Source organism: Pseudonocardia sp. WMMC193, from assembly GCF_021728735.1.
Taxonomy (GTDB): domain Bacteria; phylum Actinomycetota; class Actinomycetes; order Mycobacteriales; family Pseudonocardiaceae; genus Pseudonocardia; species Pseudonocardia oroxyli.
The window spans coordinates 18602-31112 of sequence record NZ_JAKKDO010000004.1; the positions used below are offsets into that span (position 1 = coordinate 18602).

A 12511-nucleotide genomic window follows, 5' to 3' on the forward strand; every position below is an offset into this window, starting at 1 on the left:
AACGTATAGCGCCGCGGGGGACTTGCGGCAAGCCCCCGGTGGGGGCGCAAGATCTCCCGCCGGAGCGGTGAGCTGCGCGGATCGGGGGATCGCATGGTGCTGGGATTCGACGAGGTGGACCGGTCGGCGGGTGCCGTCGCCGGGGGCAAGGGCGCGAACCTGGGGGAGCTGGCCCGGATCACCGGGGTGCGCGTCCCGCCGGGCGTGGTCGTGCCCGTGCAGGACTACCGCCGCTTCGTCGACGCGGTGCCGGGCTTCGCCGCCCTGGTCGAGGGGCTCCCCGGGTCCGCTGCCGCGCTGCGAGCGGCGATCGAGGGGACACCCGTCCCCGCGGACCTCGCCGCCGAGATCACCGGGGCGCTCGGGACGGGCGGGTACGCCGTCCGGTCCAGCGCCACTGCCGAGGACCTGCCGGACGCCTCGTTCGCGGGCCAGCAGGACACCTTCCTCGACGTCCCGCCGGGGGAGGTCGTGGAGCGCGTCCGCACCTGCTGGGCCTCGCTGTTCACCGACCGTGCCGTGGCCTACCGCGCCGAGCGCGGCATCCACGAGGGCCGGGTCGCCATGGCGGTGGTCGTGCAGGAGATGGTGGCCGCCGAGGTGTCCGGCGTGCTGTTCACCGCCGACCCGCTGACGTCCAACCGCACCGTCACCCGGATCGAGGCCGTCCACGGGCTGGGTGAGGCCCTGGTGTCCGGCCGGGTCGACCCGGACGTCTACGCGGTGCGGGCCGGCGCGGTGTCCGGCTCGGGCGACACCCTGTCCGAGGCACAGGTGCGGGAGCTGGAGGAGCTGGGCAGGCGGATCGAGGCGCACTTCGGCAGCCCACAGGACATCGAGTGGTGTCTGGCGGGGGACGGCGCGTTCTCCGTGGTGCAGAGCCGTCCGATCACGACCCTGTTCCCCGTCCCGCCGAACGACGGCGGCCCGCACGTGTACCTCTCCGTCGGGCACCAGCAGATGATGACCGACGCGATGACGCCGCTCGGGCTCTCCGTCTGGCAGCGGACCACGCCGATGCCCATGGCGGAGGCGGGCAGCAGGCTGTTCGCGGACGCCACCCCGCGGCTGCGTTCACCCGCCCTGCGGCGCGCGTTCCTGAGCGTCATGGGTACCTCGGACCCGCTGATGCGTGACGCGCTGGAGACCGTCCTGGACAGGGGGTTCATCCCGCTGGACGAGGAGGACGGCGCCGCGGTGCCCCCGGTGCTGGGCGGCGGGCCACCGCCGATCGCCGCCGACCCCGCGCTGGTGCAGGAGCTGATCGCGGGCACCCGGGCCTCGCTCGCGGCGACCGCGAAGGGCCTGGCGGGGTTGACCGGCACCGCGCTCGTCGAGTTCGTCGAGGCCGACTTCGCCGAGCTCCGCCGCGTGCTCCACGACCCCCGCAGCGCCCGGGCCTTCCTGTCCGGCATGGACGCCGCCACCTGGCTGGACGAGCACATGCGGGAGTGGCTCGGGGAGACCGGGGCGGCGGACGTCCTCACCCGGTCGGCGCCGCACAACGTCACCTCCGAGATGGGTCTCGCCCTGCTCGACGTCGCCGACGCCGTCCGCCCCTTCCCCCAGATAGTGGAGTTCCTGCGCACCGCCCGGGAGGACTTCCTCGACCGGCTGCCCGCGCTCGAGGGCGGCGCGACGGCCCGGCGGGCGATCGAGGACTACCTCGACGCCTACGGCGCCCGCTGCGTCGGCGAGATCGACATCGCCCGGCCGCGGTGGCGCGAGCAGCCCACGGCGTTGCTGCCCCTGATCCTCGGCAACGTCGACACGATGGCGCCGGGGGAGCGCGGCCGACGCGTCGAGGAGGGCCTGGCGCAGGCGCGGGCGATGGAGGAGGACCTGCTCACGCGCCTGCGCGCGCTGCCCGACGGCGAGGCGAAGGCCGCACGGACCGCGGCGGCGATCGCCCGGCTCCGGACCTTCATCGGGTACCGCGAGTACCCGAAGTTCGGCATGGTCAGCCGGTACCTGCTCTACAAGGAGGCGCTACTGGCCGAGGCGGACCGGCAGGTGGCCGCGGGGGTCCTCGCCGACCGCGCGGACCTGTTCCTGCTCCGGCTGGACGAGTTCGCCGAGGTGGTGCGCACGGGTCGGGTCTCGCCCGCACTGCTGGAGGAGCGGCGGGCCGCCTTCCGTGCACACCAGGCCCTCACCCCGCCGCGCGTGCTCACCTCCGAGGGCGAGACGCTCTCCGGCAGCTACCGCGGCCGGGACGTCCCACCCGGCGCCCTGGTCGGCCTCCCGGTCTCGGCGGGCACCGCGGAGGGCCGCGCCCGGGTGGTCCTCGACCTGGCCACGGCGGACCTCGAGGCGGGCGACGTCCTCGTCACCGCCTACACCGACCCCAGCTGGTCCCCGGCCTTCGTCACCGTCGCCGGGCTCGTCACCGAGGTCGGCGGCCTGATGACCCACGGCGCCGTCGTGGCCCGCGAGTACGGCCTCCCCGCCGTCGTCGGGGTGGAGGGCGCCACCACCCGCATCCCCGACGGCGCCCGCATCCGCGTGCACGGCTCCGCGGGCTACATCGAGATCCTCGACCACGGCCCGAGCGACCGTGCCTACTGACTGGTCGGGGTGGCGGGATTCGAACCCACGGCCTCTCGGCCCCAAACCGAGCGCGCTACCAACCTGCGCCACACCCCGTGCCGCCGAAGTCTAGACGGGAGACGGCGGGGAGCCTGCCGGAGCCCGCCGGATGATCCGCTATCCTGGCGAGGCCCTCGGAGCGATCCAGGGGCATGCGGGCGTAGCTCAATGGTAGAGCCCTAGTCTTCCAAACTAGCTACGCGGGTTCGATTCCCGTCGCCCGCTCCACCTCTGACCAGCGGTTCTTAGCTCCAGCCAGCTGGGTCAGGCCAATCTCGGGGGATCACGCGGGGTGCGAACCTCGCTTATCCTGCCCCCATGCCACGACGTTCCGGCGCTGGTGACAACCGTGCTCGGGGGTCCATCGAGACCCGGGCGAACGGCTCGTTGCGTGTGTCCGTGTACGCGGGGATCGACCCCGTCACGGGCCGTCGGCACTACCTCCGCGAGTCGGTCCCTGCGGGTCCGAAGGCGTGGCGCGAGGCCGAGGACGTGAAGACCCGGCTGCTCGCCGAGGTGTCCGCCAAGCGCAACCCCCGGACGAAGGCGACCATCGACCAGCTGCTGGAGCGCTACCTCGACCAGTTCTCCGGCTCGCCGACGACGCTCGACCTCTACCGGACGCACGTCCGCAACCACATCAAGCCCGTGCTCGGACACCTGCGGGTCAGCCAGCTCGACCCCGAGACGCTCGACTCGTTCTACGGAGAGCTGTTGCGGTGCCGCTCCCGTTGCGCAGGTCGACGGAGGGTCGATCACCACTCTGCCGAGCCGCACGACTGCAATGACCGCTGCACCCCCCACCAGTGCAGGCCCCTCGCACCGACGACCGTGCGGCACATCCACTTCATCCTGTCCGGCGCCTACAAGCGTGCCGTCCGGTGGCGGTGGTTGGCCGTGAACCCGATGGCGCAGGCCGAGCCTCCTCCGCCGCCGAGGCCGAACCCGCAGCCGCCCACGGCCGCCGAGGCGGCGCGGATCGTGAACGAGTCGTGGCGAGACCCTGACTGGGGAACGCTGGTCTGGACGGCCATGACGACGGGCGCGCGCCGCGGCGAGTTCTGTGGCATCCGGGTCTCGGCTGTGGACCTCGACGAAGGTCGAGAGACCATCTGGCTTCGCCGAGCGATCAGGCGCGAACCCGGGGCCGGCTGGACCGAGGCGGACCTGAAGACGCACCAGCAGCGTCGGATCGCGCTCGACGCCGAGACGGTCGCGGTGCTGCGAGACCACCTGGCGCGCTGTAGGGCTCGCGCAACCGCCGTGGGCGCCGAGTACCGGTCGGACGCCTACCTGTTCTCGGCGGCGCCGGACGGCTCGACGTTTCTGACCCCGGACAGCGTGACCCAGCGCTACGACCGCATGGTCGCCCGCCTTGGCATCGAGACGACGATCCACAAGCTCCGCCACTACTCAGCAACCGAGCTGATCGCCGGCGGCGTGGACCCGCGGACCGTGGCCGGCAGGCTCGGGCACGGCGGAGGCGGGACGACGACGCTCAAGGCGTACACCGCGTGGGTCTCGGAGGCCGACCAGCGGGCGGCCAAGGGGCTCGGTGCGGGGATGCCGCAGCGCCCGGCGGAGATGGACGACGCCGAGTGGATCAGGGCCTCGCCCCGGTACCCGTACCAGCGCGTCGCCGCGGCCGTGGCTCGAGACGTCGCGGATGGGCGCCTCATTGCGGGTGACTCGGCTCCCTCCGCTCCAGATCTTGTCGAGCAGCACGGAGTCTCGCTCCCGACGGCAAAGCGGTCTCTTGTCCTGTTGACCGAGTGGGGCATGCTGGCGCGAGAGGGCCGCGGCCAGCTCCGTATTGTTGGGCCGGCAGAGGAGCTGGCGTCCGTTGTGCCAGCAGCCGAGCCGTCGGTGCCAGCCGCCCCTTCTGCTCCACCGGCGATCAGGTTGCTCACGCTGATCGTCCGGCACCGGGGGAGCGAGGTCGCGAAGTTCTCGACCGCTGCTGACCCGACGGACCCGGTCGCCCTTCACCGCATCCTTGCGGCCGCAGTCCGCCGGGCCGGCGGCGACGACACGAACATCCGCGACTACGAGATGGACGTCAAGGTGCCCGGCGAGTCCGAACCGCTGCTGACCTTCGTCACGTCGCCCTGGACGATGTAGCCGCACTGTCCGGGCTACGCTCCGGGCAGCGACCCGCGTAGCTGATCAAGGCTCCGATGAGGTACGTACGCCTCGTCGGGCTTGGGTTCGTCGAGAGTCAGATTGCCACGCTCCAGGCCTCCTGCGTCGAACCGGGACGCGGTGAGCACATAGAAGCTTCGGTGGGGTGCTCATTGAACGACTCGTCGATGAACGCCGTTCGCTCTGGGAGCATCACTCCAGTGGTGCGGCAGGCCACCTTGGAGGGTCGTCGGCGAAGTGCGGGGACGACCCTCAGGCCCGGGTCGTCTTGGTGCAGGATGGCACATCAGAGCTCTGCGAGCTGCGCAGGAAGATCCGACAGATGGTCGACCGTGAGGGTGGGCGGTGCGTCGTCGAACGTTGTGGGGGCCGTGCCGCCCGGTTCGAGAACGAAGCCCCAAGGGCCGCGACGGACCCATACTCCATTGATGCCGCGCCGCACGGCGGGCGCGATGTCGTTGTCGAGGCGGTCCCCGACGTAGGCGATCTCTTCCGGTCGGTGACCGGAGACGGCGATGAGTTTGTCGAAGAACGCCTCCGACGGCTTGTTCACGCCCCAGTCGTCGGATGTGGCGATGAGATCAGCGGGCAGGTTCAGCTCGCGGATGAAGGTGCCGGCTCGCAGGGTCTGGTTCCCGGCGATGCCGACGAAGTACCCGGCGTCCCGAAGCTGTTGCAGGCATGGGCGGGCGTCGGGGTAGAGGTCTTGGGCGTTGAGGTACTCGCCCAGTCCGGTGTCGAGGCGGGCTTGTCGTTCCTTGTCGAGGTCGAAGCCGGGGCGGAAGTGCTGGAAGACCTGACGGTAGTCCTGGCCGCGGGCGATGACGGCTCCGAACACGGAGGAGAAGGTGTGTCGGGGGACGCTGAGCCAGTCTGCCCAGGTCCCGTACTCGCGGGACTCGTCGATCAGGGTCTCGCCGACGTCGAACCAGACGGCGCGGATGGGCACGAGCGAGGGTCCTTCCGGTCAGGCGATCATCGTGAGCTGGTCGTCCAGTGCACGAACGGCAGGTGAGGCGTTCCAGGGTTGAACGGCTGCCCGGAACTCTCGCAGACGGTCGGAGCCCGTGGCGTAGCCGGCTCGGTGGAGGTGATCGGCTGCGTCTGCGGCGGTTCGACAGGCCTGGTCCAGGTCGCCGTTGTGCAGGTGTGCCGTGGCGAGATCGCAGAGGAACACCGCCCGCTGTTTGACGGCTTCGGGTGGCAGGCGGCCGAGGGCACCTTCGAGGGTGCGGAGTGAGTCTGTCGAGCGGCCGGCACGGAGCTGAACGTATCCGGCGAAGCCGTCGAGCCTGGTGCTGTCGTAGAAGTCGAACCAGGGCAACTCCGCCGACAGCCCGGGGGCGGACATCGCTGCGCGGGCGCGGTCGATTGCCGCCATGGCGGCGCCTTCGGCGCCAGCGTTCGTGTGCATCTCGGACTCGACCGCGGCGAGCCACGAGGAGACCGGACCGTGTGGCTGCTGGGCGATGTGCGTGGCGGCTCCGCGGAGGTAGTCGAGCGCGGCACGGTAACTGAGCTCCGCGGCCGGGATGAATGCGGTGTGGCCGAGGGCCGAGGCCGCTTGCAGGTGGTCGCCGGCTTCGCGGGCTGACTCGAGTGCGAGGTTGTAGAAGCCGCGGGCTCGCATCGGGTCGTGCAGGTCGAAGAAGGCGATGCGGCCGGCGAGGGTGGCCACTCGTGCACGGTTCGCGAGCAGCTTGCGGCGGAGGCCGGGCGTGGCGCTCGCAGTCAGAGTGTCGCGGATGGTTCCCAGATGAGCTACGACAGGTGCCATCAGAACGTTCGGCGCGGCGGAGTGGTAGAGGGTCTGGTAGCGCGTGGCCAGGTCATCGAAGCCTGCGACGAGATCAGGCGTCGCTCGCAGTCCACCCGATGACGCCGGAAGTGCGATCCCGGCGGCGGGGGCCAACGTGGCGAGCTTAAGTAGCACCCGGCGGCGCATGAGTTCTTCCTTCCAGACTTCGAACAGCTTCGGCTGCAGCACGATCCCGGCTGGGCCGAGCTGCCCGAACAGATCGGCCATCACGGTCAGGTCGGCGAGGTGGTCGCTCTCTCCCGACGTCGGTTGCGGGACGACCTCCACCGGTGAGTCGAGCTCGCTGGCGCGCACGCCGAACAGCAGCGCGAGCAGCTCCCGGTAGGGGCGGCTGGGCGTCTTCACCCCGCGCTCCCACTTGGCGACCATGTCGCCGTTGACGCCCACTTGCTTGCGGCGGCGGAGCCAGGCGAGGCGGGCGATCTGCTCGGCGACGTCCTGCTGGGTCCAGCCGCGTTGTTCGCGTAGCTGACGAAGCTGGCTCGCCTGGTTCCTGCTCGTCATCTCGCCCCCTCAGCTTCACTGGATCTCGGTCTTGAGAGTAGCGGGAAGCTCCGACTATTTGGCCAGGACGGACCAGGTTGTGGACTAGTTGCGGACTAGCTGGGAGACCTCCTTGAGCTGGCCTTTCCTCGGTTCCATGGGGGCGTACTCACCAGGAACTGGAGGAGCAGTTATGGCTCTACAGCAGTCCACGGGAACACCGTTGTTCTACGACGTCAAGGCGGTGGCCGAGATGTTCCGGATGTCGCGGATGACGGTCTACCGCGCCATCCGGGACGGCGAGCTTCCGGCCGTGCGTATTCGCGGTCGCTACATCGTTCCGGCCAAGGTCATCGACGCGCTCGTCGCTGCCGCTGAGTCGTCCGCGGCGGAACGGCCCGCAGTCCATCCGTTGATTCCGGCCCAGCCGCGATGAACGGCGGCCTCAAGCAGATCGATATGGCCGTCGAGCGGATCGGGCGCCTGCGCGCGGGCCTCCTGGCTGATCGGTCCGCGGAGAACCGCGCAGAGCGCCTGGCGTCGCTGTTCGAGTCGGAAGCCCGGGTGTGGTCACAGCTATTCGAGGTTGCCGACCTCCGCCCGGTGTGGCGGGCAGCTCTTGTCGCTGAGCAGGAAGCTCGACGTCAGGCGGCGTGCTGGCGCAGGCGAGCGGTGGCCGAGCCGCGATGCAGGTCCGGGTCGTTCCCCGTCGCGACGGATGGGTGAGCCGTGCAGGCAGTCGGAGTGCTCATCTTCGTGGCGATCGTCGGCGCCTTCATTTGCGCGAGGTCACGGTCGGCGGGAGGTGCGATCGCGTTCGCGCTCTTGGCCTTGGTGCTGTTCATCGCGACTCCGGTCGGCCAAGGCCTGCCGGCTGCGATCGGCACGTTCCTCGACGTCGTCGATGACGCAGCAACACCTGCCCTGACGGATCGCGAACCGGACGAGGCGGGAGCCGGTGGATGACGGCCAGGACGACGAACAACAACTCAGGGGTGGGTCGGCCCGGCGACGGGTTCTTGGCGGGACACAGCCGCCGGGCCGTTCTCACCGCACATCAGCAGACGGCAGGAGAAGTTCCGATGGTAGGGCGAGACGCAGACGAAGGGCAGGCCCGGCCGGCAAGTGCACGGTGCCGCGACGTGGACACGGAGGTGTTCTTCCCCGTCGCGGAGGCGGGCCCGGTGCGTGAGGGGGAGGTGGCGCGAGCGAAGGTGATCTGTTCGGGCTGCCCGGTGCGGGCGCAGTGCCTGGACTGGGCGATCGTGTCCCTCCCACACGGGGTGGCGGGCGGTCTCGACGAGCACGAGCGCGCCGAGCTTCGCCGCGGCCGGCGCATCCAGCGTCCGGACGGGATGCGGCCGACGATCGTCGTGCCGGTCGGAGCGAGGGACCTGCCGCCGCGCGAGCGGGGTGAGGTGATCGCCGCCGGTCGCCGGGCACTCGCCGACGGGATCCCGCGTCCGCGGGTCGCGGTCGAGTTCGGGGTGTCGCGTCGGACGGTCGACCGCTGGGCTGCCGGTCTGTCCTGCGGAGGTGTCCGATGAGCGCGATCGCGCGTCGGTTTCAGACGCTGATGGAGGAGGTCGCGGTCGAGCAGTTCGAGGGCCAGGTGGTCATCGAGCCGATCGAGGGCTATCAGATGCTGACCCGGCGACGGCTGGTCGACCCGCTGCCCGGTGTACGGGCCGCGGCGGTGGTTCGCGACGCCGCCCGCCGCGTGCTGGTCGACGCCGTCGAGGCGTCGCGAGCGGCGGGCCGCTCGTGGGACGAGGTCGGCGCCGCGCTCGGGTTGCCGGATGACGGTGACCCGGTTGGCGAGGTGGCGTTCGCCCTGGTGGTCGAGCGGCGCGAGCCGGAGCGACCGCGCGAGCTGTTTCACGTGCCCTCGACTTCGTGGCGTTGCGGTTCGTGCGGCGAGCTGGTGAGCGATCGCGGGCCGTTCGAGTCGCAACCGGTCGACAACGAGTCCGGCCACGCCGACGACTGCGCGCGGCATCTACCCGACGTGCGGGCATGGCGCGAGCGCACGGGTTGGGAGGACTGACTCATGGATGTGTTGCTGAGCCCGACTCCGCTCCTCCTGCTCGGCCTGATCGCCGCCGCGGTGCTGGCCTGGGCCCGGCGGGCTCGAGGAATCGCCCTCGGCCTCGGGCTGCTCGCACTGCTGCCGGCGTTCACGATCATCAAAGCGCTGCCGTGGCCGCTACTGCTCGTGCCCGCCCTCGGTCTGCTGGTCCTCCTTCGGTACCGGTGGACGCGGTCGGCATCGGTCGTCTCCCGGTGGGGCGCTCGGTCCCGTCGCAAGTCCGGGGTCGCCTCGACGATGGACATTGTCCGCTTCGGCGGGTCTGCGGCGATGCTGCGCCGCGCCCCAACGGTGCGCCCGTCCTTGGAGGTGCTGTCGCGGTGGGAGCTGATGACCCTCCCGGTCCCCGAGGTGGCGGTGCGGTTGTGCCGCTCGGGTGGGCAGTGGGTGTGGTCGTCCAACGAGGACGTCGTCGTCTCCGTTGGCGGGCCGCGGTCGGGGAAGTCCGGCTGGCTGGCAGGGCAGATCATCGACGCCCCCGGCGCCGTCCTGGCCACCAGCACCCGCCTGGACCTCCTCGAACTGTGCACCCCGTACCGGGAGCGCAAGGGCCCGGTCCTGGTGTTCAACCCGGCCGGTCTCGGTGAGGTCGTCTCGACGGTCACCTTCGACCCGCTGACCGGCTGCCAGGACCCCGTCGCCGCAGCGGAGCGTGCGGCGGACTTGCTCTCGGCCGTGTCGTCGTCCAGTGGTGGGGATCGGGAGTACTGGGAGCTGCAGGGCCGCCGAGTGTTGGAGGCGCTGCTGCACGCCGCGGCGTTGGGGCACAGGTCGATGCGCGAGGTCATGGACTGGACCGCCGACCCCGAGACCGCGCGCAAGGAGGTGACCGCGCTGCTGCGCCGGTCGCCGGAGCCGGGGTTCGGGGTGTCGTTCGAGCAGTTCGTGACCACCAACGACCGCACCCGAACCTCGATCACCTCGACGATCATGCCCGCGCTCGGCTGGCTCACCTCCGCACCAGCGAGGGCAGCGGCCGCTCTCGGGCCCGAGGGGGCGCGCCCGCTCGACGTCGGTGACCTGCTGATGGTGCGGGGGACGGTGTTCCTACTCGGCGGGGAGGAGTCCCCGACGGCGCCGCTGGTGTGCGCGTTGACCGGCTTCATCGCCCGCGAGGCCCGCCGGATCGCGGCCACCAAGCCGAGCGGGCGTCTCGACCCGGGGTTGCGGCTCGCGCTTGACGAGGCCGCGTTGATCTGTCCTGTGCCGTTGGAGTCGTGGACCGCGGACATGGGCGGGCGTGGGGTGTCGATCCTCGTGGTCGTCCAGTCCCGCGCGCAGCTGCTCGCCCGCTATGGCGCGCACGGGGCGGCGACGATCCTGAACAACGCCGGCGCGGTGATTGTCAACGGCCAGCTCGTTCTCCCCGTTGGCGGCCAGTAGTTCTCCCCACTGGTGGCCAGTTGGTTCTCCCCGACGGCGGCCAGATATTTCCCCGCCTGGGGTCGTGCCCGGGTCAGGTCAACGGGCTCACCCCCTTGCCAGAGGTGGCCTGGGCGAGGCGGTAGCTGTCGCCCTGGGTGACGACGATGTGGGCGTGGTGGAGCAGCCGGTCGACCGTGGCGGTGGCGAGGGTCTTCGGCATGATCTCGTCGAACCCTGAGGGGTGCAGGTTGCTGGAGACGGCCAGCGAGCGCCGCTCGTAGGCGGCGTCGACGAGCCGATAGAAGCCCTCCGCGGCATCCGGTGAGACGGGCAGCAGCCCGATGTCGTCGACGATTATCAGGTCGGTGCGGATCAGCCGGGCCAGCGCGCGGGTGATCGAGTCGTCGGCGCGGTGGCGGCGGACGAACGCGCCGAGGTCTTCGATGGTGAACCAGGCGACGGTCATCCCGGCCTCGACCGCGGCCTGCCCGAGCGCTTCGCAGAAGTGGCTCTTCCCCGTCCCGGACGGGCCGCAGACGCAGAGGTTCTCCCGGCGGCCGACCCATTCCAGGCTGGTGAGCGCGTCCTGGGTCGGGCGCGGGATCGTCGAGGCCGAGGCGTCCCAGTCCTGCAGGGTCTTCCCGGCGGGGAACCCGGCGCGGGCGCGGCGGGTCCGCAGGTTCGTCGCGTCCCGGCCGGCGGCCTCCTCGGCGAGCAGCACTCGGACCAGCTCGGCGTGGTCCCAGCGCTGGGCTCGCGCGGTCGGGATGAGCTCGAGCAGGTGGCGGCGGATGTGCGGGAGCTTGAGCCGGCGGGTGAGCTCGACCGCCTCGGCCAGCGGATCACCGGCCGAGCCGGCAACGCCCGCCGAGCTCGGTGTCGTGGTAGCGCTCATGCGGGCTCTCCAGTCGGTTGCGGCCCAGCGGACCCAGTGCCGGACTCAGTGCCGGGGTCAGGATCTGGTTCGGGGCCAGGAGTTAGGCCGAAGCCGGACCAGGCGGCGGTGCCCGGCTGGAGGCTGTGGGTCTCACTCGCCTGCGTGGCGGGCTTGGCGACGGTCTCCCCGGCTTGGTGGGCGAGGATGCGCAACAGGTCGTTCTCGGCGAACCGTCCCGCGATCGCCGCGGTGCCCAGGGCCTGGTCGACCTGCCCGGGCGGGTGCAGCTTGGCCAGCGCGACGGCCTCGGTCATCTTCCGCCGGACCCCGCGGGCCCCGGCCGCGGCCGCCTCGACCAGCCAGGCCGCAGCGCCCGGCCCGAGCGCGAGGAACGCCGCCTCCGCAGCGCTGGTGGCCCGCGGTGTCCGCTCGCCGTGCGCGTTCGCCGCGGCGGTGCGCGGCGGGTAGTGCGCGTCGTCGATGACCGGGCTGCCCGGGGTCGACCGTCCGTGCCGTGCGACCTGGACCGGCCCGTCCTGCCCGACGGCAGTGACGATGAGGTCGTCGCCGTGGAAGCGGACCCAGACCCGCGTGTCGACCAGCTCGTGGGGCACCGAGTAGCGCACGCCCTCGACCGAGACGGTGGCGTCCCAGTTCACCCGACGGGTGGTGCCGAACGCGACCGTGAACGGAGTGGAAGGCAAGGGGTGCAGGCGCAGGCGTTCCTCGGCGAGCATCTCCACCGGCGGCCGCCTCGTCTCGCGGTGCGGGCGGGTGTTGACCTTCTCGCACCATCCTCGGCAGGCGGCTTCGAGCTGGCCGAACACGCGGTACTCGTCGGCGAGGTTGACCTCGGTGGGGACGAGGTCGGCCTTGGAGATCCGCACCGTCGCCTCGCTGCCGCCCTTGGTCTGCGGGTCGGCCGGCACGCAGGTGCGGATGGTCATCCCGTAGTGGCGGGCGACATGAACGATCTCCGGATTGCGCACCGGCACTCCGGCGACGTGGTCGACCGAGACGGTGCGCTCGTTGTCGGTCAGCGCGTAGGTCGGCACCCCACCCAAACGACGCAGGGTGGTGTCCAGGCAGGCCACGATCGTGGGCAGGGTGCGGTCCCAGACCGCGAGCACGACCCGGAACCTCGACC

General features: G+C 71.3%; 11 protein-coding genes and 2 tRNA genes. 8 read left to right on the forward strand and 5 right to left on the reverse strand.

What is annotated here, in order from left to right:
* The first annotated feature begins 93 nt into the window (after window positions 1-93).
* Window positions 94-2568 carry a phosphoenolpyruvate synthase gene (locus tag L3X23_RS34760; RefSeq protein ID WP_237190156.1) on the forward strand — a complete coding sequence of 825 codons (2475 nt, stop codon included), beginning with the start codon at window positions 94-96 and terminating at the stop codon, window positions 2566-2568.
* A gap of 1 nt (window position 2569) precedes the next feature.
* On the opposite strand, the gene L3X23_RS34765 is transcribed toward L3X23_RS34760, so the two are convergent.
* Window positions 2570-2646: transfer RNA gene (locus L3X23_RS34765), tRNA-Pro, on the reverse strand.
* 97 nt (window positions 2647-2743) lie between these two features.
* Between L3X23_RS34765 and L3X23_RS34770 the strand changes: the two genes are divergently transcribed.
* Window positions 2744-2817: transfer RNA gene (locus L3X23_RS34770), tRNA-Gly, on the forward strand.
* 90 nt (window positions 2818-2907) lie between these two features.
* The gene (locus tag L3X23_RS34775; protein ID WP_237190157.1) at window positions 2908-4710 is read left to right on the forward strand and encodes a tyrosine-type recombinase/integrase; all 1803 of its coding nucleotides are present in this window, start codon (window positions 2908-2910) and stop codon (window positions 4708-4710) included.
* Between the two features lie 307 nt (window positions 4711-5017).
* Here the strand turns inward: L3X23_RS34775 and L3X23_RS34780 are convergent, their stop codons facing one another.
* Both L3X23_RS34780 and L3X23_RS34785 read right to left on the reverse strand, forming a co-directional pair.
* Entirely contained in the window at window positions 5018-5680 is a 663-nt protein-coding gene (locus L3X23_RS34780) for an HAD family hydrolase (protein ID WP_237190158.1), read from the reverse strand.
* Window positions 5681-5698: 18 nt separating this feature from the next.
* Window positions 5699-7054: a helix-turn-helix transcriptional regulator gene (locus L3X23_RS34785; RefSeq protein ID WP_237190159.1), complete on the reverse strand. Its 1356-nt coding sequence runs from the start codon at window positions 7052-7054 to the stop codon at window positions 5699-5701.
* Between the two features lie 202 nt (window positions 7055-7256).
* On the opposite strand from L3X23_RS34785, the gene L3X23_RS34790 reads away from it, so the two are divergent.
* From L3X23_RS34790 to L3X23_RS34815, 5 genes are all read left to right on the forward strand, one after another.
* Window positions 7257-7469, forward strand: coding sequence for a helix-turn-helix domain-containing protein (locus L3X23_RS34790; protein ID WP_237190160.1), 213 nt, complete (start codon window positions 7257-7259; stop codon window positions 7467-7469).
* Between the two features lie 308 nt (window positions 7470-7777).
* Entirely contained in the window at window positions 7778-7999 is a 222-nt protein-coding gene (locus L3X23_RS34795; RefSeq protein WP_237190161.1) for a hypothetical protein, read from the forward strand.
* A 116-nt stretch (window positions 8000-8115) separates the two neighbouring features.
* Entirely contained in the window at window positions 8116-8580 is a 465-nt protein-coding gene (locus tag L3X23_RS36515) for a WhiB family transcriptional regulator (RefSeq protein WP_308116852.1), read from the forward strand.
* Window positions 8577-9080 (forward strand): hypothetical protein, encoded by a 504-nt coding sequence (locus tag L3X23_RS34810; RefSeq protein ID WP_237190162.1) that lies wholly within the window; start codon window positions 8577-8579, stop codon window positions 9078-9080. The genes L3X23_RS36515 and L3X23_RS34810 overlap by 4 nt, the downstream gene beginning before the upstream one ends.
* A gap of 3 nt (window positions 9081-9083) precedes the next feature.
* A complete protein-coding gene (locus L3X23_RS34815) occupies window positions 9084-10505 on the forward strand; it encodes a type IV secretory system conjugative DNA transfer family protein (RefSeq protein ID WP_237190163.1) in 1422 nt (473 codons plus the stop codon).
* Between the two features lie 73 nt (window positions 10506-10578).
* Here the strand turns inward: L3X23_RS34815 and istB are convergent, their stop codons facing one another.
* The gene (gene istB, locus L3X23_RS34820) at window positions 10579-11382 is read right to left on the reverse strand and encodes an IS21-like element helper ATPase IstB (protein WP_237190164.1); all 804 of its coding nucleotides are present in this window, start codon (window positions 11380-11382) and stop codon (window positions 10579-10581) included.
* On the reverse strand, window positions 11379-12511 hold a 1133-nt coding region (locus L3X23_RS34825; protein ID WP_237198207.1), incomplete at its 5' end, for an IS21 family transposase. The genes istB and L3X23_RS34825, both read right to left, overlap by 4 nt.